At 65.5% G+C, this 21,039-nt stretch carries 18 protein-coding genes; 9 read left to right on the top strand and 9 right to left on the bottom strand.

Annotated elements, in window-relative coordinates:
- Window positions 1-202: 202 nt before the first annotated feature.
- Entirely contained in the window at window positions 203-1,078 is an 876-nt protein-coding gene (locus tag KA712_20695) for an RMD1 family protein (GenBank protein MCG5055391.1), read from the top strand.
- A gap of 42 nt (window positions 1,079-1,120) precedes the next feature.
- Window positions 1,121-2,539, top strand: a complete 1,419-nt coding sequence (locus KA712_20690) for a hypothetical protein (GenBank protein MCG5055390.1) — start codon at window positions 1,121-1,123, stop codon at window positions 2,537-2,539.
- 18 nt (window positions 2,540-2,557) lie between these two features.
- Here KA712_20690 and speY read toward each other — a convergent pair whose 3' ends face one another.
- The gene (speY, locus tag KA712_20685; GenBank protein MCG5055389.1) at window positions 2,558-3,673 is read right to left on the bottom strand and encodes a deoxyhypusine synthase; all 1,116 of its coding nucleotides are present in this window, start codon (window positions 3,671-3,673) and stop codon (window positions 2,558-2,560) included.
- Window positions 3,674-3,946: 273 nt separating this feature from the next.
- Between speY and KA712_20680 the strand changes: the two genes are divergently transcribed.
- From KA712_20680 to KA712_20665, 4 genes are all read left to right on the top strand, one after another.
- Window positions 3,947-5,350 (top strand): hypothetical protein, encoded by a 1,404-nt coding sequence (locus KA712_20680; GenBank protein MCG5055388.1) that lies wholly within the window; start codon window positions 3,947-3,949, stop codon window positions 5,348-5,350.
- A 165-nt stretch (window positions 5,351-5,515) separates the two neighbouring features.
- On the top strand, window positions 5,516-6,553 hold the full coding sequence (locus tag KA712_20675; GenBank protein MCG5055387.1) for a DUF1588 domain-containing protein: 1,038 nt from the start codon (window positions 5,516-5,518) through the stop codon (window positions 6,551-6,553).
- Window positions 6,554-7,090: 537 nt separating this feature from the next.
- On the top strand, window positions 7,091-7,828 hold the full coding sequence (locus KA712_20670; protein MCG5055386.1) for a hypothetical protein: 738 nt from the start codon (window positions 7,091-7,093) through the stop codon (window positions 7,826-7,828).
- A 269-nt stretch (window positions 7,829-8,097) separates the two neighbouring features.
- Window positions 8,098-8,715 (top strand): redoxin domain-containing protein, encoded by a 618-nt coding sequence (locus tag KA712_20665; GenBank protein MCG5055385.1) that lies wholly within the window; start codon window positions 8,098-8,100, stop codon window positions 8,713-8,715.
- 100 nt (window positions 8,716-8,815) lie between these two features.
- Here the strand turns inward: KA712_20665 and KA712_20660 are convergent, their stop codons facing one another.
- The 5 genes from KA712_20660 to KA712_20640 form a co-directional block, all read right to left on the bottom strand.
- Window positions 8,816-9,610 carry a hypothetical protein gene (locus KA712_20660; protein ID MCG5055384.1) on the bottom strand — a complete coding sequence of 265 codons (795 nt, stop codon included), beginning with the start codon at window positions 9,608-9,610 and terminating at the stop codon, window positions 8,816-8,818.
- A 38-nt stretch (window positions 9,611-9,648) separates the two neighbouring features.
- Complete coding sequence (locus KA712_20655) at window positions 9,649-9,972, bottom strand: TRL-like family protein (protein ID MCG5055383.1); 324 nt, start codon at window positions 9,970-9,972, stop codon at window positions 9,649-9,651.
- Between the two features lie 440 nt (window positions 9,973-10,412).
- Window positions 10,413-12,284 (bottom strand): serine/threonine protein kinase, encoded by a 1,872-nt coding sequence (locus KA712_20650; GenBank protein ID MCG5055382.1) that lies wholly within the window; start codon window positions 12,282-12,284, stop codon window positions 10,413-10,415.
- Window positions 12,269-14,173, bottom strand: coding sequence for a serine/threonine protein kinase (locus KA712_20645; GenBank protein MCG5055381.1), 1,905 nt, complete (start codon window positions 14,171-14,173; stop codon window positions 12,269-12,271). The genes KA712_20650 and KA712_20645 overlap by 16 nt, the downstream gene beginning before the upstream one ends.
- Before the next feature lie 92 nt (window positions 14,174-14,265).
- Entirely contained in the window at window positions 14,266-15,309 is a 1,044-nt protein-coding gene (locus KA712_20640; GenBank protein MCG5055380.1) for a YkgJ family cysteine cluster protein, read from the bottom strand.
- Window positions 15,310-15,498: 189 nt separating this feature from the next.
- Here KA712_20640 and KA712_20635 point away from each other — a divergent pair, with 189 nt between their 5' ends.
- A complete protein-coding gene (locus KA712_20635; GenBank protein MCG5055379.1) occupies window positions 15,499-16,098 on the top strand; it encodes a peroxiredoxin in 600 nt (199 codons plus the stop codon).
- 59 nt (window positions 16,099-16,157) lie between these two features.
- Here KA712_20635 and KA712_20630 read toward each other — a convergent pair whose 3' ends face one another.
- Complete coding sequence (locus KA712_20630) at window positions 16,158-17,132, bottom strand: dihydroorotate dehydrogenase-like protein (protein ID MCG5055378.1); 975 nt, start codon at window positions 17,130-17,132, stop codon at window positions 16,158-16,160.
- Between the two features lie 254 nt (window positions 17,133-17,386).
- Here KA712_20630 and KA712_20625 point away from each other — a divergent pair, with 254 nt between their 5' ends.
- Together KA712_20625 and KA712_20620 are read left to right on the top strand one after the other, a co-directional pair.
- Entirely contained in the window at window positions 17,387-18,082 is a 696-nt protein-coding gene (locus KA712_20625) for a pseudouridylate synthase (protein ID MCG5055377.1), read from the top strand.
- An 82-nt stretch (window positions 18,083-18,164) separates the two neighbouring features.
- Window positions 18,165-19,025: a fibro-slime domain-containing protein gene (locus KA712_20620; protein ID MCG5055376.1), complete on the top strand. Its 861-nt coding sequence runs from the start codon at window positions 18,165-18,167 to the stop codon at window positions 19,023-19,025.
- A gap of 44 nt (window positions 19,026-19,069) precedes the next feature.
- On the opposite strand, the gene ccoG is transcribed toward KA712_20620, so the two are convergent.
- Both ccoG and KA712_20610 read right to left on the bottom strand, forming a co-directional pair.
- Complete coding sequence (gene ccoG, locus KA712_20615; GenBank protein ID MCG5055375.1) at window positions 19,070-20,482, bottom strand: cytochrome c oxidase accessory protein CcoG; 1,413 nt, start codon at window positions 20,480-20,482, stop codon at window positions 19,070-19,072.
- A complete protein-coding gene (locus tag KA712_20610) occupies window positions 20,479-21,039 on the bottom strand; it encodes a c-type cytochrome (protein ID MCG5055374.1) in 561 nt (186 codons plus the stop codon). The genes ccoG and KA712_20610 overlap by 4 nt, the downstream gene beginning before the upstream one ends.

Genomic DNA, 21,039 nt, shown 5'->3' with positions numbered 1-21,039 from the left:
GAGTCTAAGTGGGCTAGTCATCTCTCGGCCGCCGGCTTCGGCGTGACTTTCGTCCGGAGCGTATCAGGCGCTCCTTGGTCCTGCGAGCGGGCCGTGCGTATCGGGAATGTGCGATTCGCCATGACAACTGACCATTGATCCGACGCTTCGTCACAGCCCCTCTTTCGCAATGCGTGCCGTCAGCTAACTTTCAGCAGACCTCATGGATTCTGCGATCACTTCCTCGTCTCGCGTGCTGATCCCCACCACCGTCGTGTCCAACCCCTCGTCAGGGGGGCTGGAGGAAGGCGTCGAGGCAACCGCCCGGACGCATTCCTTCGTGGCCGTGGGGTTTTCCGCCAACTTCCGCATGCGCTCGCTCGCGTCCGTATTGGGAGACCAGCCCAAAGCGGGAGGCGTGGTGAACGTCTCCCTCGGCCAGGGGACCGCCTTCGTCTACCCGTTCGGGGTTGTGGTTTTCCATGACGTCGAGCCCAGCCAGCGCCATGCGCTCCTGGACCGCATCCGCAAACACGTGGGAGAGCTGAGCCACGAGGACATCGAAGAGACCTTTCAGGTCCGCGAAGAGAACACCTCTCGGTTGGCTCTCTGCGATGGAAGAATGGTGCTGGATCGCCTCACCCCCGCACGGGCCGGCGTGGTCGCCCTCACTCTCGCGCAGAGCGTGGCCATGGATCACTTCGAGGAGGCCATCGAACGCCTCTCCGCAGAGACCGACGGTCTCGTACAACGCCTTCGCCTGCGCGGGTCTGCCCCCTCCAGGCCACGTCGCCTGCACCGGTTCATCGGGGAGGCCGTGAGCACCCGCAACGAGATCCTTTCGGTGCTTCATCTCCTCGAAAAGCCGGACGCCACGTGGGACGACCCGGCGATGGACGAAATCTACGATGACCTTCGTGGCGAGTTCGAACTCGGGGATCGCTTCACCGCCCTCGAGACGCGTCTGCGGAGCGTTCAAGAGGCCCTCGAGCTCATTCTCGACGTCGTCCGTGACAACCGCCTGATCTGGCTCGAGGCCACCATCGTCCTCTTGATTTTGGTCGAGGTGGTGATGATGCTGCCCAGCGTTCTTCCGTGAATCAGCCCCTCGCCCACGACGCCCTCGCGTCTTCACAGCCCCGTGAGTCTCCGCCTACGAACCCGTAGTGGGCGCGCGGGTCTGTCCTGCGCGCTCGGCACGACGACCCTGCTCGTTTGCCTCTCGAGCGCAGGTGCTTTGGCGGCGCCCGTCGATCGCGCCGCGGCCAGCGCAGCCAGAGACGAGAGCGAGACGGACAGCGAAACCGAAGCGGACGACGAGCTTCCTGCCCTGTCACCCGCGGTGGAGGTGGACCGGACGGTGTCCCGGCCCTTTACACAGCTGCGCTTGGTGGGGCTCGAGCGCACGCGACGCAGAACCATCGAGCGCTTGCTCCCGCGTCCGATGCCCACGGCGCTCACCGCGATCGAGATCGAGGAATTTGAAAGACGCGTTCGGAACCTGGCCGTTTTCGACAAGGTCACCGTGCAGGCCGACGATCCGGAACTCGTGGTCACCGTCAGGGAGAAGTTCACGCTGATTCCCAGCCTGGAATTCTCGACGGGAGCCACGGCCGTGGACACCTACGCCCTCGTGGGCGCCACGGAATCCAATCTCCTCGGCACGGCGTCGACCCTGGCGGCGTTCTTGAGCTGGGAAGAGCGGGGCCTCAATGGCACCGTCCAGTTCTACCAGCACCCCTACGCCCGAGGCCGCTGGAGCGTTGACCTCAGCGCCTATCTGACAACCGCCGATTTTCGCTTTGCCGACGGCCAGACCGATCCGGAAGCCGCCGACACCGCGTGGCTCAGGCGGCAGGCAGGGATGGACCTCCTCGTCAACGGTCCCTTCTCCTACGAAGGCCCCGTTCGCGTCACGTTCGGGGCGTTTGGGGTGCGCGAATGGGTGTCTTCCGCGGAGGTGAGCCGGGTTCCGTCCACTGGTTTTTGGATCGGGGCCGCTGTCGTCGTGGAAGTCGACAAATTTACGTTCCACGATCTGGTCCCGTCTGGCTGGCGTTCCACCCTCGAGCTTTACCCTGGCGTGCTCTTGCCCTCCCTGGAGGCCCGCCCCGAACTCGCCTGGACCACCACCTTCGCGGCGCCTGTCTGGCGCCAGGCCGTGCTCATGGGGCGTCTCAAGGCCGCTGGCGTGGGGGGAGGGAACGCAAACCACAGCGTGCTGTTGGGCAGTCTCGAAGGGGTGCGAGGGTTGCCGGACGCCTTCTTTCGCAATCGCACACAGGCGTTCTTCAACCTCGAGTTCAGACAGTCCGTGAACGTGGCGCGACGATGGGCCCTTCAGGGCGTCGTTTTGTTGGACACGGCCCTTCACGAACCGATGGACGCCACCGGGCGCAGCCAACCCTGGCGCCAGGCGGCGGCGGCAGGCATCGGCTTGCGCGTCGTCCCCCTTGCCCTCGCCGGATTCGTGTTGCGCCTGGATCTCGCACGGCCCTGGAGCTCGCCTGAGCCGAGCCAGGGATGGTTCGGGCAACTCGCCTTCAACCAATATTTCTGAGTGACGGCGAAGCCGACCTCAGCCCCAGTACCGCGCGTAAAGCGGGCTGGTTTTGTAGGCTTCTTTGAGCTTGCTCACCATCTCTGGCAGGCGCTGGTACAGGCGTTTGGGGGCACGGGGCTCACACTTCGCCATGGCGTACGAAGCCATGAGCGGCAGGGCGATCGTGGAGTCCACGTAGGCCACGACCGAGTCGGGGACTTTATCGGGATCGACCTTGCCCCACGAAACCGCCTCTTGCGGCGTGGCGCCCGACAGCCCGCCCGTGTCGGGCCGTGCGTCGGTGATCTGCACGAAATAATCGTGCCCGCGCTCGTCCACGCCCATGATCTCCTGCAGCTGCGGTTCGGTCTGCAGCAGGAAGTTTTTGGGCGCGCCCCCGCCCAGAATCAGCACCGCCGAGGCGCCATTCGGGGTCCGCTTGGCGTCGAGCACGACGGAGGTCATCTCGATGACGTCGGCCGCGGGGTCCATCTGGGGCGCCGTGCTCGGCGCCGCCGCGAACAGGGCCGCCATGTTGAGGCCGATGGTGGAATCAGCCGGTGAGGGACACCAGATCGGCACGTCGAATTCGTGCGCCATCGCCAAGATCGAGGGCTTTTCCACGTCCAGCTTGCGCGCGGTCTCGAGCGCGTAGCGGCCCAGCCGGTGATGGAGCTCGGAGCCTGACAGGCGCTTTTGGAACTCGGGCTCCATCAGAACCCGGTAGACCCACTCGTCCGTCCGGTAGAGCACGTTCGCCTCGAAGAGAATGTCGTAAACGCGGATCACGCCTTCTCGCTTCAACCTGACGTCTTCCGCGCCCGAGGCGAGCTGGGCCGTGCCGCGGTAGAGGGGAAGGTTCAGGTCGTGATGAAGGTCGTGGTACAGGTTGGCGCCCGTGGACGAGATGTAATCGACGAAGCCCATCTCGAGCAGCGGCACCAACACGGACGACAAGCCCGCCGGCGTCAACGCGCCCGACAGGGACAGGCCAATCGTTGCCCCCGAATCAATCATGGCCACGAAGGCCTGGCAGGCCTCTCGAAGGCGAGCCGCGTTGTAGGCGTTGAAATACGTATCGATCAAGTCGACGACCTCAGCCGACCCCTGACGCAGAGGGCGTGGCCGAATTCTTGCCCGTTCGCGCAACATGATTGAACCGGTGTTAGCAACAACGAGCGCGGCTGTCCGCGTGCGAGAACCGTAAACTGGACGATTGACCACGAAAGTTAAATGCCCCGTCAAATCAATGGTTTTTTGAACTCGATCCCCAGCACACAGGCACTCGGCTCGGCTAGCCACCAGGCAGGACGATGAGCTTAAGTGAGCTAGCGCGGCCTTCGGCCCTCGTGACCGACTTCTTCGCTCATGCGCCGCTGACGCGTGCGCTTCGTCGAGTAAGCTCCTCGCCGAAGTTTCCGCACGATGGTCTGGTTCATACTGGTTGGCTACATCACAGCACTTTCGGGACTGGCCATCTGGGCCCGGGGACGCATTCAATCGTCAGAGGATTTCGTCGTGGCCGGTCGCAGGCTCGGGGTGCCCATGGCCACGGCTACGCTCTTCGCCACGTGGTTCGGCGCAGGCACTCTGCTGGCGGTTTCGGACGAAGTGGCCAAAGGCGACGCGGGCGCCATGGTGCTCGACCCCATCGGTGCGGGTCTTTGCCTGCTCTTGGCGGGTCTGTGGATGGCGAAGCCGCTGTGGGACATGAAGCTGCTCACGCTCGCCGATTTTTTCCGAAGGCGCTTCGACGTTCGCTGTGAGCGGGTCTCGGCCTTCGTGATGGTGCCGGGATACTTCGGGTGGATCGCGGCGCAGTTCGTCTCCCTGGCCTCCGTGTTGGAGCTGATGACGGGCATCCCCCGGTCGATCGGCATCTTGGGCGCGGCGGTGGTTGGCACCGCCTACGCGATTGTTGGGGGCATGTGGTCGGTCACCGCCACGGACGCCTTCCAAGTGGTCACCCTGCTCGTGGGCCTGGTTTGGCTGGCGGTGGAGACCTTCGTCGCAGTCCCGAGCGATGCGGCGATCCTTGCCCCCGTGGCGGAATGGTCTCTCACGCTGCAAGAGCTGCCCGCGCTCACGTCGGCTCTGGGCGTGCTGGCCGTGGGGGCCGTGGGCAACTTGCCGGGGCAGGATCTCACCCAGCGGATCTTTTCGGCCCGCAGCGCCACCGCCGCACGGATGTCCTGTTTCGTGGCCGGCGGGCTCTACTGGGTCGTAGGCATCGTACCGGTGGCGTTGGCCCTCTGCGCACGCCACATCTTGCCCCCTACCGTCTTGAGTGGCGTGGGCGCTTCCGTGCTGCCCCGGATTGCGATGACCCTGCTTTCCCCTCTTGGCAGCGCTTTGTTCATGGTGGCGCTGCTGTCGGCGGTGCTTTCGACGATCGATAGCGCCATGTTGGCGCCGTCGACCACGATCGTGGAGAACCTGCTGCCGCGCTCGTGGTCCACGCGTCTTGGGGGCGTTCGGCTCCACCGGCTGGCCGTCCTGGGCGTGGGTACGGTCTCCTGTTTGGTGGCGTATTCCGGGGCTTCGGCCTTCGAGCTGCTCGAGCAATCCTACGAGGTCTCCTTGGCCGCGCTGGTGGCCCCTCTGCTGGGTGGTCTTTGGGTTCGTGCCGCGCCCGCAGGCGCCGCCCTCGTGAGCATGGGCGTGGGCGCGTTCGTCTGGCTGCTTGGGACCCTCGTGCCGGCCTCTGCGTCATGGGTGCCTGTTCCCGTGGGCGTGACGGCGGCGATGGCCAGCAGCTTGAGCTTTTTGGCCGTGGCAAGGTTCAAGCCGGTGCCGGAGGCCGCGGAGCTTCTCGAGCCCTCGCCCTGAGCGATCCGTGGGGCGTGCCACGGCGCTGGACCGGGCGGGCAAGGGGGGACGCCTTTGCCAGAGGCTGACGTCGCGCCTGCGCCCCCAGAGGAGGCCATTCAAGGGATCCCTTTCCCCTGCGAGCGCTGGGGGCAGGGCAATCCGCTTGGAGGTATCAATGCTCTCATGGCGATGGAGAACGTCGCATTCCTGCTCTGGACCGCTCCAGAGCAGGAAAATGCCAAAAAGATCGAGCTCGCCACCGTGGCGATAGAAACGTACCTGCCGGTCATAGAGACCTCCGGCGACCTTTACTGCGCGGCCCTTCACATGCTCGAGAACAACCGGGCCGTCTTGGGGGTCGGCTCGTTCTATCGAAAGTGGCTGGGGCTCGACGTATACCCCGAAAAAGACAAAAGCCTCTTTCCCGACTACGACGCGGATCGCCTCGCGTTGATGTCTCGCGCTGCGCTCGACTTTCTCGTCGACGTCACTCTGCGCGGAGACCGCAACTTTCAGCGCCTTTGGACCTCACCTCGTCCATTGGCGCTGTCGTCTGCCTGGCACAGCACCCCCGATCAAGGGCCAAGCAGTTTGGCCTCGTACGCGGCGGGCATCCTCGCGGAGCCTGGCGTGATCGCGCTCCAGGGGCGAGCGACACTTTCACCCTCTGCACGCGGTGCGTGGCTCGTCAAAGAGTTCATGTGTACAGGATATCCGTTGCATCCGGCCGGTCCGCCGGAGCCGTACCGAGTCGAGATCTCCGGGCCGTTGCCAGGTGAAAGCTACCGGCACCTGTACGAGCGGCTGCTGGACGGCGTCATCTGCACTTCTTGCCACGATGACCTTGATGGCGCCGGCTTTGCTCTCGACCAGTTCGACGTCGTGGGGCGTCTTGCGCCCACAGACATCTACGGCCAAGCCTTCGATGCGAGCGGTGTTCTCCGCTATTCCTACACCGGTGAATTCGCGCCCCCAGCCGATAACCTCGAAGGTAAGTTGCCCTTCGCGAGCCTCGGCGAACTCGGACAGCTCCTTTCGAGACACATCGAGACGCAGGCCTGCTACGCCCAACGCTGGCTCGAGTACTCGCACGCACCCGAACAAGCATCGGCCGAAGGCATCTCGGACAAGGCCAAACTCCTTGCCGAGACCCTCAGGGCACATGATGGCCAGATCCGATTCTTGATCGCCGCCGTACTCGAAGCGCGCTTCGGAGGCTGAGGTTGCTCACCGAGCCCCGGCAGACAGACCCCCGGGCCCTGGGCATTTTCCCGTGTGGCCCGAGAAGCGCTCGTTGTGGACTTTACAGATGGCAGACGACAGCCATCGAGCGAAGAGCTTCCCGGACTCTGTCGCGGTGACGAGCGACTTTCGCTGGAGGCACCATTCTTCCCAGGCACCCGGAACGGTGGCGTTGGGCTCGAGTGATTCTTTCGGCCGTTCTTTGCGATCTCACCCAGCGAACCGGTTTACATACCGGACGAGCTCAGGTCTGCCGAGGCCCTACGGGTCGCTGTCCCCTTGCCCGCGGAAATCTGAGTGGAGCGTTCCCCGCCCATCAGGATTTCACCAAGGCTGAAACACCGAGCGAGGTTTCGGGCAGCGGTACGGAACGAAAATTCCCATGCAACTCGTGTGTTCGTGACCACTTGGCACCGGTCGCGCCGAGGGACTGGCCGCGACCCCGCAGTGGCCTGAGATTTGCTGAGACCAGCGCCGAAACGAAATCCGGAGCCGGTATCGAACAAGGAGGTCACCGTGAAGCGCCCGCATCGTTACAGTCATAAGGTTTTCCCCCTGATCCTGAGCTTCGGCGTCTTCGGCGGCTGCGGCACCCAAGAGGAAACCGTCACCGCGGGCGCCCAGGAGAGGTCTGAACCGACCTGCCTCGGCGTGGCGGAGGGGAGAGAGACGGTGGAGTTGTGTGGGTTTGAAACGCTCGTGCCCAGAACCTTCCCTCACGCGAAGGCTTTCTTGACCGGTACCTACACCCATCAGTGGAAGGTCGAGTGCGATGCCCAAACGAGGGCCGTCGCCAAAGCCACACTGTCGTACAAATCCTTGCTCGCCCAGGCAAAGGTTGGTCTGAGTGATACCGAACTCAGACTTCCCCACGAGGGAGATCTGGTCGTACAGATCGATCTCGCACAGGCCGGAGGCACTGCGGCTGGCGCTCTACCCATTCCCCACGAAGACTTTGAGACATTCAGGGCTGCGCGAGAGGCCACGGAGCCGAGCGGCGAGAGACTGGCTCACCTCAAGGTGCACGTGGGTACGAAGTCCGGCGCGCTCTTGCCCTGGACGCCTCTCATCGGAACCCTCACCTTCGAGAAGCGGTCGGACGAACTCGTGGCCTGGGTTGCCGAGGGCGATTTGGGCCCACTCGGAAACGTCATCATCCGCGGCGTTCACGGTCTGGACGTTCGGGACACGGAGGTGGGAAAGAACGATTGCGCCCCTGTCGGCCCAGGGGGAATCGACGCACCCGGGCTGTAGTGCCCTGCGTTCCCCTCGGGCCGGGAAGATGACACCCTCCGAGCACGCGCCCGCATGCGCTCGGAAAGCCGTTGGCCCAGCTAAGCCCCTGAATGCGGCTGCCGTGGATGCGTGGGCGTCCCGCTGCAAGTGATCTATCCTCCCGGTACCGGCGCGGCGCCAGCCACTTTGCTCTCGGTGCAGACCGAGGGATCGGACTCGACGCGCTCGGCACTGTCACCCGAACGGTCTGCGGTTCGGGTCCCGCCGCATCACAGGAGGAGGCTCTCATGACAACCATCGCTCGCTTGTTGAACCCCGCTTTGGCACTGGCGCTCGTGGCGCTCGCTGAGCCGGCGTTCGCCGCACCTTCCGTGGGTGCAAAGGCTCCCGCGTTCAAGATCAAGGACACCAACGGAAAGGTATATGCCCTGGCCGATTTCAAAGGCAAGACGGTCGTGCTCGAGTGGTTCAATCACGGCTGCCCGTTCGTACGGAAGCACTACGAGTCGAAAAACATGCAGAAGCTCCAGAAACGGTGGACGGACAAGGGCGTCGTATGGCTGTCCGTCAACTCGGGGGCACGGGGCAAAGAGGGATTCGAGGACACGAAGTCCACCAACAAAACGGCCAAGGCGGTGGGCTGGGCTGGGACGGCCTTGGTCGTCGACGACAAAGGCGAGCTTGGCAAGCTCTATGGCGCCACGGCCACCCCGCACATGTTCGTGATCGATGCCCAGGGCAACTTGGTGTACGCCGGCGCCATCGACAGCATCGCATCGACGGACGAGGCCGACCTTGCCAAAGCCGACAACTACGTGGACGCAGCCCTGACGGCGGTGACGACGGGAGAGCCGGTGAAGGTCGCCCAGACGCAGGCCTACGGTTGCGGCGTCAAATACAAGTAGGCTGCGAACGTTCGGCCCTCGTGCCACAAAGGCGGGGTCCCGTCCTCTTCCGCACGGTGCACATGCGGAACGGTGAAGCGAGTGGCCGAGCGCGCGCCGCTCAGCGCAGAGGCGTGATATGCACCTGCGATGCGGGCCGCACGGCCCAAACGACGCCGGACGCCAGAATCGACGTGGCGCCGACAAGGGCCAACACGATGCCCGTCGTGGATGCCCACTCCGAGGCCACCTCGGCCGCGTGGAGGCCCCAAAATGTGGCGCCGAGTCCACCAAACACAAGCCCTGAGTTGAACAGGCCTCGGGGCCAAAGGGAGTAAGAGTGATGAACGAGCGTGGCTTGCACCTGGGCGTCGTCGGAAGGCAGTGAAAACCAGGGTGTGGGCTGGGCCATCGGGGCCCCCACGCGGTAGAGCTCCGCGTCCTTGGTGGGCAGGGACACCTGGCAGGGCGTCTGGCAAACGATGTGAAATGCCACGCGGTCTTCGGCGCCCGTTGCGGCGGCCGTAACGATGCGCCGCTCCAGCGATGCGCGGCGGTCGGCCTCGACTCTCAGTGTGAGCCGCGGTCCGTCGATTCTGGAAAGAGCGTCATCGAGCGACGGGCGGGCGCCACTCGTGCCGGGGGCCTGTGGGGGCGCCTCCGCCTTTCCGCCACGCTCCACGTGGATGACCTCTGTGAGGGGCAGCTCACGCAGTTTCCCCTCGGCCGTGCGAATCACCAGGCGCTCACCGGGGAGGTATTCGATGACGAGGCCCCGAATGAACCCGCCTCCCTTCAGCTCGACCGTGTCAGGGATCTCGGGAGCCGGGTTTCCCTGAGGCGCTTCCTGCGCTTGGCTCGAGCTCTCGGCCCCGGCGCTTCGCAAGGGCAGGGCCGCAAGCCAAACCGCGGCCATTAGTGTTCTTATGGCCGCGGTCGGTTTGCGGAGGCTCATCACTCGCCGGTCACGATCACGCAGTACGTGCTGAAGATGCCGAGGATGTTCGTGTGGTGGCCATCGACCGAGGCCACCTTGGTGATGCCCGCGGCTTGCGCGGCGGTGGCCACCGAGGCGTCACCCGTGGCCACGAGGCCCAAAATCGACTTGGCGCAGGACTCTCCGCGCTTCATGCCCACGGAGTTTTCACCTTCGGTGCGCTCGTTGAACTGCACATCGGAGTAAGCCAAGCCTGCGCCATAAGGCTTGCCCATGATGGGCGTGCGCGAGAGACCCGCCGCCAAACCGACTGCGGCCACCAACAGAGAAACCGACTTCATGAGGAATCCTTTTGTTCGAGGGATGTCGCGTCGCACTGATCCGGTCCGCCAGGGGCCCGAGATCTGCGCGTGGCGAGGATAGCCAGGTTGCGAGCCGCGTCAACACGAGGCTCCGGGGGCCCGGCTTCAGCATTCTCGGCGAACGATGGCGCTGTGCAGCGGCGGGCAAGAGGGCTGGGGTGCGGGTATCATTCGAGGACGAACGATGCCACTTCCTCGAGCTGTGAAGCGCCGCGCAACCTACGATGATCTGCGCAAAGTTCCAGAGCATCTCGTCGCCGAGCTTGTCAACCTTTCGAGGCCATCGATTTCGATTTGTCGATTCTGTGGGCACGTTGAGCCATCAGGCGCAACTGGCGGTCCTGCCGGTTCTCGCTTCATCGGGCGTCTGCTTGGCTTTGGTCGGGCGGTTCTGAAGTAAGGACCCGCTTCGAGTTCGGTTAAGTGCCTTCCGCGGCTCTGGTTCCGTCGAGCACGCGGTAGAGCTCGGCCGTCAGGCGCTCGCGCTCGTGCTCCAGATCGTGACGCTTGGAAAGCGTCGACTCCCATTCGACGAGCGCCGCCGTCAGGGCAGCCTTTTCTCCTTCCGAAGCGGTCGACAAACGCCGCTTGGCCTTGCCGTGTGCACGGGCAATGTCCGCCTCTCGGGTGGCCTCGAGCTGCGCCTCGACCTCTGCCAGGCGAGGACCGAGCGCTTCGAGCCAGGACAGCGTCCCCTCGACCCACGAGTCGAACGTGCGGCCGACCTCCCGCGCCACATCATCGGCGTGGGCGCGCGCGCCCAGCCGATAAATCGCCGCGCCTAGATCGTCGAGCAATCGTTTCGTAGCGTCCGAAGACATCAGGTTCCTCACGCTCCGCAGCCGCTCGAAGGCGAAGACAAGGCTGGGACGGAGAACCCCGGTGCGGCGGAGCATGAACAGCGGAGACTTGGGTGCCCACAGCCACCGCGCCTTCGGCCGCCAGACGGCCGCGAGCAACACACCAATCCCAATCACTCCGGGTGATATCCACGTGGGCCAAGTCGGCACCCTGATGTTGGCAAACAAGAGCCACACGGACATGCCAAGCGGCACGCACACACCTGCGGCCACGGGCCGAGAGGGAAAGACCGGACGGCGGGCGACGACGTCGAAGCCCTCCGCGCGAAACGCCTCCGCGATGGAACACGCGACAGGCTTGTTCAGGGACGCAAACAGCGCCGCCGGCAGCCGCATCGAACGGGCAAGCGTCCCCACCCGATGGTCGTCCTCGCGCCCCTTGCCTTCTTCGAGAAGCAACAGGCTGACGCGGTCCTGGCCACTGAACCGGCTGATGAGTGCGTGTAAGCGTTCGAGGCGCTCTGGGTCGGAGTCCAGCCTGCGCAGGATGACGTGCCATCGGCCGCCGGTCAGGATGATGCCCGGGAGGTCCTCGTGCCCGCACGCAACGCAGACCGGAACGTCGGCGGGTTGCGAAGCGCCGCAACGCTGGCATACGCCCCGTACGACCGGGCGTTGCAGGGAACGTTCGCCCTCGAGACAGCGCAGGACCTCGATGGCGCTGCTGGGCCTATCTGCCGCGTCCCACGAAAGGAGTGCCATGACCAGGCTCTCGAGTCGCTCGTCATCCACGTCGAAGGGCTCGGGCGAGGGCTGCCGCAGGCGGCCGAGGGGCGCCTCGGTCTTCCAGGGCAAATGCCCGGTCATGAGCTGGTACAGGATCACGCCCAGGGAGAACAAATCGCTGCGCGGCTCCGGGCGCTGCCCTTGGAGACACTCGGGCGCGAGATACGCGGCGGACCCCCACTGGAGGGAGGCGCCTGTCATGGTCGCCAGGGCGGCGGTGCGCGCAGAGCCAAAATCTGCCAGCCAGAGATCTTCCGGATCCACCACCTCGCCACCGTTGCGTTTGAGCAGCACGTTGTTGGGTTTCAGATCGCCATGGAGCACCCTGGCCGCGTGCGCGTGTGCCAGTGCGCTGGCCAGCGCTGCCCCGACCACCCGCGCAAGTCCGCACGAGGGCTGAACACGCGGGGCAGCGAGCAGCCCCTGGAGATCGCCCCCCTCTGCCAGCGGCGTGACGAAATAGGGAAGCCCGTCCTGTTCGCCTCGATCCCACACCGGCAGGATGTTTGGATGTGCCAGGCCCAAGGTGCCCTCACGCAGGAACCGCGAGTGCAGAAGCGTGTCCGCCGCGTGCTGCGGCAGCAAAGACTTCACCGCCACCACCGCATTCGTCTGAACGTCATGCGCGCGAAAGACCTGTGCAACACCCCCGGCACCCAGGCGCCGTTCGACCTGGTATCGGCCGCCAATCAGGCTTCCTTCCACGTGCCCTCCAGGAGGTGGCGCACCTCTTGCTGTGCCTCGAGGTGAACCTCGAGCACCTTCCAGGCGTCTTTGACCTGCTCGGACGATGTCAGGTCTTGCCCCCGGGCCTTGGCCACCGTCAGACGGGAGGCCACCGCGTCCGCGGCTGCCAGCAAACGCAGCAGGTCTGCCGTTGCCACGACGCGCACGCGCTCGCCCTCCCGAAGGGCCACCAGCGCCTCATCGGCGCGCGCGTTCGTATCGGCCCAACGCGCGTCGGCTTCGTCCAGGGTCGCGAGAATCGACGTCACGTCGAGCGCCCGCTGGCAAAGCAGGTCCGATAGTTCCTGTTGATTCTGCGCTGCCAGCCACCCGACCATCTGAAGGAGGCGCGCGGCCGCATGTCGCTCGTGCACCCGCGAGAGTTTCACCAAGCGACGGCCGAGGGCTATCGGGAGTGCTCTGCCGTCCACCTCGACAGGACCGATGTGGGGCCGCAACGATCGAGCCCCCGCGGCGACGCTGCTTCCCACGACGACGGCCCCCGCGGCGCCCAGGAGGGCCACGTTTTCGATGAAGAACCAAAGCATCTGTGTCACCGAAAAAGAACAGATTCCCAGCACCTTCAGAGCCTGCTGACTCGCCAGCCCCCACCCCTCCGCCGTCAGCCAAGCCGGCTTTGTCACCAGGCGCACCCTGAAGCCCACGTTGCTCAGCGCCTTCACCAGCACCTTGGCGTCGTGATCGTCGAGCCACTTGGCGACCACGACCGGCCACCGGGGGAGGCTTCGTTGCTTGCGCCACAAGCCCGGAACGGCGGCTTTTTTCAGGACACGCGCCAGCTGCACGTGAGCCTCCGTGGTCAGACGGCTGCCGCGTTTGCCCGGGCCCGTCAGCATGACCGTCACCCGACCGCGCTTTTCGGAGACGCCGAGCGCCTCGTGTCCACACGCGGGGCAGAGGCCCACGGCCTGCAACCACACACCGCCACAAGCGGGGCACGTCGCAGGGTCCAACTGGGTTCGGACGGCCACGCCCGCGGCGTTTTCGACCGGCGCTCGATCCGTGATGGCCGCCGCCATCGACGCCGCATCCGCGTACCTGTCCAGCGGATCTTTTTCTAGCGCCCGCAGAATCGCAGACTCGGCCGACGCTGAGAGCCTCACGCCTCGTTCGCGTAGCGGCACGACCGCCGCCGAGACCTGTTGGTGAAAAACCGCATAAGGCGAATCGCCCGAAAACGGGGGGTGGCCCGTCGCCGCCTCGTACAGCAGGGCCCCCAGGCTGTACAGGTCGCTGCGGGGATCCGCGTGCCCGTCCAGCACGACCTCGGGCGCCATGTACGCTGGCGTACCCAGCACGGCGTTCGCCGTGGTCAGGCCCAGCGCCTCCATCGTTTTCGCCAGCCCGAAATCCGTCAGCAGAAAACACAGCCCCGTTGCGTGCCGCTCGACCAGCACGTTCTGCGGCTTGAGATCTCGGTGAATGACCCCCGCCGCGTGGGCGGCCTTCAGCGCCTCACACATATGCGTGGCCAGCGTCAGCAGTTGCGGTTCGTCGAGCGGCCCGTGATCGTGAATGAACCGCTCGAGGTCCGTGCCCGCCACGAAGGGCATGACCAGGAAGATCTCACCCTCCGCCTCGACAAGTTCGTAAGAGCGGACGACGTGGGGGCTGTCGATCCGGGACGTGACCAGGAACTCGCGCCGGAACCGGCTGCAAAGCTCGTGGTTGTCACGCAGGTTGACGTGCAGGATCTTCAGCGCCACGTGCCGCGCCGTCGCCACCTCGTCTGCCCGCCACACCTCCGCCAGACTGCCCTGTCCCACCCGTTCGCGAAGCCGGAACCGCCCCGCCAACAGGGGCGGAAACCTCGCAGGTGTGGCGGAAAGGCTTCCAGGAGCGGACATGACCAGCGGCGGCTCTCACGCCGCGCGAGGTGCGTATGACCCGCGCGCGGCGTGCGTGCAAGCACGGTGGAGCCGCACGGAGGCGTTGCCGCTCACTTGTTGGGCATGAGCGGCACCACTTCGTCCCAGTGCTCGGTGATGCCCACGAGCTCGATGACCAGCAGCGCTTCGGCGTAGGCGCGATCGGCGCGCACGCCGCGCTTTTTGAGATGTCTTCCGATCGCGTCGGCCACGGCGAGCCGCGTGGCCAGCTCGTGGCGGGCCCGGGCGAAGGTGCCCCAGTCCATCCAGTCGAACGACCAGATGGCGTCGGCCGCCCAGTCGTTCAGCATCTCGCGGGGCTTGCGCAGGAGCGTGGCGCGCTTTTCGGCGCCGTCGTAAAAGCGCGCCCAGGGACGGGCCCGATCGGGGAACTTTTCACCCTCCACCACGTGCAAGATGGCGTCGCCGAACCAGGCCTTGGCGATCTCGAAGGACGAATCGTCGTATTGATCGTGAAAGTCCTCGGCCACGTCGGCCCACTGCCGCTTTTTCAGCTTGGGGAAGGGCTTGCCCCGCAACACCGTCCAGGGGTTCTCCAGCTTGGCCAGGCGGGTGAGCAGCTCCGTTTCGGTCTGCTTCCAGGTCTCGAAGCCCACGTTCTGGCGCGGCGCCAGCGGGATGCGGCCGAGAACGCTGCGCTCGGAGCGGAGCGGCTCGCCCTCGATGCGGATCTCGCTTTCCACGGTGCTGGGATCAAGGGGGGCGCGCTCGCCCATGGTGCGGCAGGAGCAGCGGTGGGCGGTGACCACCCGGCGGCCATCCGGGGTGGCCACCAGGGAATAGGGGAACTTGCGGCAGGTGGCGGGTTTGTCCTCGAGGCCCACCTTGGCGTGCACGCCGCACAGGTTGTCCTTGCGCAGGAACACGCACGTGCCGTCCTTTTTGTAGGAAAACACGTATCCGCGCACGGAGCTATCGTAGGTGAAGGCGTTTTTCCGGAGGCGCTGTACGGGCACCATCTCCCGGCGGCTCACGGGGCCCAGGAGGTGGATGCTGGTGCAGCAGGAGCCATCGGCGTGGCAGGTGAAACAAGCCCCGGGGCGCGTTACGAGAAGGTTGCGGGCGCTCGGGCGGCGGGAAACGGCCATATCCATGTGGGGCGCGATTGTATCGGGGCTGCTTGGCCAGGAAGCAAGGGCCGATTCGGTTCCCGGGCCGAAACCCAAGGGGCATGGAGTCCCCGGCGCCCAGATGCTACCTTGCGGAGGGCTGCGAACGTTTTTCGCGCGCCCGGCATCCAAGCTGGCTCAGCTACGACAACCCCTTTTCCAGGAGATTGCTTCATGACCGCCAAGGTTCAACACCCGGCCCCTGCCTTTTCTTGCCAGGCCATGCAAAACGGAGAGTTCCGCACGGTCTCGCTCGCCGACTACAAGGGCAAGTACCTGGTGCTGTTTTTCTACCCGCTCGACTTCACCTTCGTGTGCCCCACGGAGATCCTGGCTTTCTCCGACCGGTCCGATGAGTTCCAGAAGCTCGGCGCCGAGGTGGTGGGTGCCTCGATCGACAGCGTGTTTTCGCACCTGGCGTGGTGGAACACGACGCGCAAGGAGGGCGGCATCCAGGGCGTGAAGATCCCCTTGCTCGCCGACGTGACCAAGGAAGTGTCCCGCGCTTACGACGTGCTCATCGAGGACGGCGCTGATGCCGGCGTGGCGCTGCGCGGCCTGTTCGTGATCGACCCCGAAGGCAAGCTGCGCCACAGCACCATCAACGACCTGCCCATCGGCCGCTCGGTCGACGAGGCGCTGCGCGTGATTCAGGCCCTGCGCTTTCACGCCGAGCACGGCGACGTGTGCCCGGCCGACTGGAAGCCCGGCAAAGACGGCATGAAGGCTGACCCGAAGGGCTCGAAGGCCTACTTCGGCAAGGCCGGCCAGTAAGCCCACCTTCGCTCCCCGATACGGCCGCGCGCCCGACGCTTTGCCGGGCGCGTGCCGTTTCAAAGGGGATCGATGGCCTGCCAGTCGTGCAGGGCCCGCAAATAATTAGCGCGGTAGAGGCCCGCCGGATCTTTGCAGCGGGTGATGCTCATGCTGCCGCGGAACTCGTCGAGGTTGTCGAGGTCGTGCTCACGCATCCACGTTCTCATGCCGTCCGTGACGTCCACGATGGCCTCGGAGCCTCGCTGCAGCACGGCCGAAGCCATCTGCACCACGGACGCCCCTGCCGAGATCGCCTTGAGGGCATCGATACCCGTGTGAACTCCGCCCGTGCAGGCGAGGTCAGCCTTGGTTTTGCCAAAGATGGCGGCCAGCCAACGCAGGCGCAGATTCAGCGAGCTCGAGGTGGAAAGCTGGATCAAGGAGCTCACGCGCTGCCGACCCAAATCGATATCCGGCTGGTAAAAGCGGTTGAACAGCACCAGGCTGTCCGCCCCGGCGCTGACCAGGCGTTTGGCCATGTACACGGGGGCCGAAAAGAAGGGCGACAGCTTGATGGACAGCGGGATCGTGACCCGGATGCGCATGGCACTCAGCAGATCCAGGTAGCGTTGCTCGACGGCGCGCGGGTCCTCGTCCGGATCCGTCGCGAGGTAGTAGACGTTCAGCTCGAGCGCATCGGCGCCGGCACGTTGAATCATCTCGGCGAAGCGCACCCAGCCACCAAGGGTGGTGCCGTTGATCGAGCCGATGACGGGCACGTCCAGGGCATCCTTGAGGCGGCTCACCTGTTCCAGGTAACGGTTCACGGTGGAAGAGAACTGCAGGTCGTGGGGATCTTCGGGGTTGTGCGCGTTCGCGTGCGGGCGCAGCTCGTTGTCGATCTGCTCCTCGAAGAGGGAACGCATGACCACGGCCCCGGCGCCTGCGTCGACACAGCGGCTCACCATGCCCACGTCGTCCGAGATCGGACAGGCGGCGAGCAAGACGGGGCTTTGCAGCTCCAGGCCCATGTAGGTGGTGTGAAGGTCCATGGCACGCTCCTCTGTCTTGGGGCTCGGTCCGCCAGGGGCAGGGCCGCCGGTTTTCGGACGCCTGGTGTGCAGAAGTCGTGCCGTAAGCGCAACGTGGGAGAGGGAAGGAAAAGGTCGCGATGGATGTGCTTTTTCGCGCGGCCAGGGGGCTGCGTGCGTGGTGGCCGCTGCGCAGAGGCTGCACGCGAGGGCGCCGCAGCACGAAGGATCTGCGCAGACGGTCGTCGCGAAAACGCGCAGCGGGGCCTCTCCTCATGAACGCGCCGCAGGCGCTGCGGGTGCTTCATGAAGACGAAGCGCTCGTGATCGTGGACAAGCCGAGCGGCGTGGTGGTGCACCCAGGGTGGGCCCAGGATGACGGCGGCGTGCTCGCGCAGGTCGAGGCACACATCGGGCAGAAGCTTCACCCCCTTCATCGTTTGGATCGGGGCACGAGCGGTGTGCTGCTCTTCGCCCGGCATGCCGAAGCAGCCCGGGTGTTGGGCGCTGCGTTCGCGGAGGGGCGCGTCGCCAAGTGCTACCTGGCGTTGGTCCGGGGCCACCCGCCTGCCCAGGTGTTGGTGGATCATCCGGTGCCGAAGACGGAGGGCGGTGAACGGGTGCCCGCCCGTACGGAGGTACAGTGTTTGGGCACCTGGCAGCGCTATGCCCTGGTCAAAGCCCTGCCGCACACGGGGCGCTTCCACCAGGTGCGGCGCCATCTCAAGCACCTGTCGTGCCCGCTCATCGGCGACGCGAACTATGGTAAGAGCGCGCACAATCGCTACTTCAAGGAGGCCTTCGGGCTCGACCGCCTGGCGCTGCATGCTCTGGCGCTCCGGTTCGTGCATCCCCTCTCGGGGGTGACGCTGCAGATCGTCGCGCCCCCGACGGGGGGGCTCCAGAACTGTTTCGAGGCGCTGGGCTTCGGGAGCGAGGTGGCAAAGGCGGCGCAGGCGCCCTTCGGCTGAGGAGCGGGCCGCGCCGTTGGTTTGTCAGTGTGACCAGGATCAAGGCTGTCAGGATTGAAGCGCAGGGGCCACAGACACGGGTATGGCCACCTCTCGTTTGTGCACGGTCGAAGCCCTGGTCCTCCTCCTCTGCGCCTGCGGCCCCGAGTTTGGTAGCCCGCCCACGACAGCCGACGGGGGCGCCGCGCCTTCGGGAGGCGGGGGCGCCGCGCCTTCGGGAGGCGGGGGCTCGAGCTCCGGCCCCGGGACCGGAGGCGGCTTCGAGATCGCGTTTCCTGACGCGCTCGCTCCCTCGCAGGATCCCGCGCCCCAGGGGAGCTGCGACGAGATCACTGCGATCATTCGTGACTTTCGCGACACCCACCCCGATTTCGAGAACCTCGACTTTGCAGGGAATGGCTCCAATCGTGGCTTCGTGAAAGCCGTATTGGGGCCGGGCCGCAGGCCTGAGCGCTCCGATCGCGCCTCGTTGAGCACCACGAGCGACCAGAGCTTTTCGCAGTGGTATCAGGACGTCGAGGGCGTCAACATGCGCCTCGAGGTTGCGCTTCCGCTCACGGAGACCAAACCGGGCGTCTTCGTATACGAATCCAGCGACTTTTTTCCGGCCGACGGGAAGGGGTTTGGCAACCAGGGCAGGGAGAACAACTTTCATTTCACCACCGAGATCCGGGGCGGCTTCACGTACCGGGGTGGTGAAGAGTTCACCTTCACGGGAGACGACGATGTATGGGTGTTCGTCAACGGCCGGCTTGCGCTGGACCTCGGCGGCATCCATCCCCCGGAGAGCGACACTATCGACTTCGACGCCCTCGCCAGCAAGCTCGGCATCGAGAAAGGAAAGTCCTATCCCATCGACGTTTTCCATGCCGAGCGCCAGACCCACTTGTCTAGCTTTCGCATCGAGACTTCGCTCGACTGCCTGACCGTCCCGGTGCTCTAGGCCGAACGCTCCGGGGGGGCGAAGGCGAGGGCCGGGCGAAGGCGTCAGCGGATGCCAGGAGCCAGGAGGCGCAGCGTGCGGGTACGGGTCTGGCCGCTGAGGATGTCTTCGATGGTGATGACCACGTCCGTGCCCGGCGCGAGATCCTTGCGCGCGAACGAAAGCACCAGCGGGATCCGGGTGCCTGCGAGCGAATCGAGTTCGACGTGGGCTGCGCCGAGCTGAACGTCTGTGGGGATGGGGCTCTCTGCGCGCAGGGTGAAAGCGGCGCGGGTGGAGTGCTTGTTGACGAGGTGCACTTCGACCTGATTGCGCACCCGATCGCCCTCGAGCACCCAGGGCACGCCGGGCGGCCTCAGCACGTTGGCCTCGAAGGGTGTGCGGCCCGCCACCGCGGCCGTGAAGCCCCCGAAGCACAAGATGAACAGCGCGGCATAGAGCACGAGGCGCGGCCTGAGAACCCGGCGCTTGCCTCCGGCCAGTTCGTTGAGCGAGGCGAAGCGAATGAGGCCCTTGGGGCGCCCCACCTTTTCCATGACCTCGTCGCAGACGTCGATGCACTGGGCGCAGGCCAGGCACTCCATCTGTAGGCCGTTGCGGATGTCGATGGCCGTGGGGCAGACGTGAATGCACTTCTTGCAGTCCACACAGTGACCTTGCGTGTTGCCGGCGCCGTCCTTACGCAGCGGTCCGCGGGGTTCGCCGCGGGCGGCGTCGTAGCCGATGACGATCGAGTCCTTGTCGTGCAGCACCGATTGCATGCGGCCGTAGGGGCAAAGCACCACGCAGAACTGCTCGCGGAACCAGGCGAAGTTGAAGTAGAGCAAGCCCGTGATGGCCAGCGCCCAGGCGAAGGCCACCGGCGCGGCGGCGGGGCCCTCGCGCACCAGGGTGAGCAGATCGGACGCGGACAGGAACAACGCAAGGCCCACGTGTGCCACCGCGGCGGCCGCCAGCAGGTAGAGGGTGTGTTTGAGCAGGGCCCGTAGAGCCCGCCCAATCGACCAGGGGGCGGTCAGCATCTTCAAGCGTCGGCTGCGGGGGCCGTCGATGAGGCGCTCGATGGGGCGGAACACCCCCTCGAGGAACACGGTCTGCGGGCAGGCCCAGCCGCACCACAGGCGCCCTCGCCATGCCGTGACGAAGAGCAAGCCGAACACGATCGAGGTGGCGAGCAAGAGGACGATCCAGAAATCCTGGGCATTGAAGGTGCCGCCCAGGAGGTAGAATTTGCGGGCGTCGATGTCGAGGTGGATCGCAGGGTGCCCGCCCACGGGCACGAGCGGCGCCGCGAGGTAAACCGCGATCAGGAGCGCGAAGGTCACCCGTCGCCAACGGATGAAGCGCCCCTTGACGTCCAGGGGGAAAATGGGCTCCCGCTTGCCGTCCGGCCGGAGCACCGAAGGCAGCGGCCCCGGCGCTTTGGCTGGATCCGACAAGACCGGGAGCGACTTCATTCGATGATCTCGCCTTGAGGCGCTTTGCCGCCGGGCACGTTCGTGTTCTTGAGCGACAGGACGAACGCGGTGAGCGACTTCACCCGCGCGTCACCCAGCATGGCGCCCCATGCGGGCATGCCCTTATCGGGAAAGCCCTTCGTGATCGAGGCATGAATCTCGAGGGGTTTGGCGCCGTGAATCCAGCTTTTGTCCGTGAGGTTGGGGCCTGCGTTGCCGCCGCCCGCCGGCCCGTGACAGGGGGCGCACATTTGCTGAAAGGTCCGCTTGCCTTCGGTCACGGTGCTGTCGTCTTTGGCAAGCACCGCAAGGGTCTCATCGTTCACGGGGCCTGAGGCGGCGCGCTTCTTCGCGATCTCGGCCATGTCCTGTTGGTAGGACGCCAGCGGGCCCGGAGCGGCCTGCGTGGTCTCGTAGACGAACCAGTAGGCGAAGGCGAAGACGATGCTGCCGTACAAGATGGTGAGCCACCAATTGGGCAGGTGGTTGTCCTGTTCTTCGATGTCGTCGAAGATGTGGTGCACGGGGGGCTTGTCAGCGGCCTCTTTGGCGCTCAT

Source organism: Myxococcales bacterium (genome assembly GCA_022184915.1).
Taxonomy (GTDB): domain Bacteria; phylum Myxococcota_A; class Polyangia; order Fen-1088; family Fen-1088; genus JAGTJU01.
Note: the sequence above shows the minus strand (reverse complement) of the source record. Positions and strands in the feature narration are given on the sequence as shown.

Excerpts from the sequence above, each read along its gene's own strand:
- KA712_20630 (MCG5055378.1), bottom strand. The coding sequence starts at position 17,132 with ATGGACCTTCACACCACCTACATGGGCCTGGAGCTGCAAAGCCCCGTC.
- KA712_20645 (MCG5055381.1), bottom strand. The coding sequence starts at position 14,173 with ATGTCCGCTCCTGGAAGCCTTTCCGCCACACCTGCGAGGTTTCCGCCC.
- ccoG (MCG5055375.1), bottom strand. The coding sequence starts at position 20,482 with ATGAAGTCGCTCCCGGTCTTGTCGGATCCAGCCAAAGCGCCGGGGCCG.
- KA712_20640 (MCG5055380.1), bottom strand. The coding sequence starts at position 15,309 with ATGGATATGGCCGTTTCCCGCCGCCCGAGCGCCCGCAACCTTCTCGTA.
- KA712_20665 (MCG5055385.1), top strand. The coding sequence starts at position 8,098 with ATGACAACCATCGCTCGCTTGTTGAACCCCGCTTTGGCACTGGCGCTC.
- speY (MCG5055389.1), bottom strand. The coding sequence starts at position 3,673 with ATGTTGCGCGAACGGGCAAGAATTCGGCCACGCCCTCTGCGTCAGGGG.
- KA712_20625 (MCG5055377.1), top strand. The coding sequence starts at position 17,387 with ATGAACGCGCCGCAGGCGCTGCGGGTGCTTCATGAAGACGAAGCGCTC.
- KA712_20635 (MCG5055379.1), top strand. The coding sequence starts at position 15,499 with ATGACCGCCAAGGTTCAACACCCGGCCCCTGCCTTTTCTTGCCAGGCC.
- KA712_20680 (MCG5055388.1), top strand. The coding sequence starts at position 3,947 with ATGGTCTGGTTCATACTGGTTGGCTACATCACAGCACTTTCGGGACTG.
- KA712_20610 (MCG5055374.1), bottom strand. The coding sequence starts at position 21,039 with ATGAGCGCCAAAGAGGCCGCTGACAAGCCCCCCGTGCACCACATCTTC.
- KA712_20695 (MCG5055391.1), top strand. The coding sequence starts at position 203 with ATGGATTCTGCGATCACTTCCTCGTCTCGCGTGCTGATCCCCACCACC.
- KA712_20620 (MCG5055376.1), top strand. The coding sequence starts at position 18,165 with ATGGCCACCTCTCGTTTGTGCACGGTCGAAGCCCTGGTCCTCCTCCTC.
- KA712_20660 (MCG5055384.1), bottom strand. The coding sequence starts at position 9,610 with ATGGCCGCGGTTTGGCTTGCGGCCCTGCCCTTGCGAAGCGCCGGGGCC.
- KA712_20675 (MCG5055387.1), top strand. The coding sequence starts at position 5,516 with ATGGCGATGGAGAACGTCGCATTCCTGCTCTGGACCGCTCCAGAGCAG.
- KA712_20655 (MCG5055383.1), bottom strand. The coding sequence starts at position 9,972 with ATGAAGTCGGTTTCTCTGTTGGTGGCCGCAGTCGGTTTGGCGGCGGGT.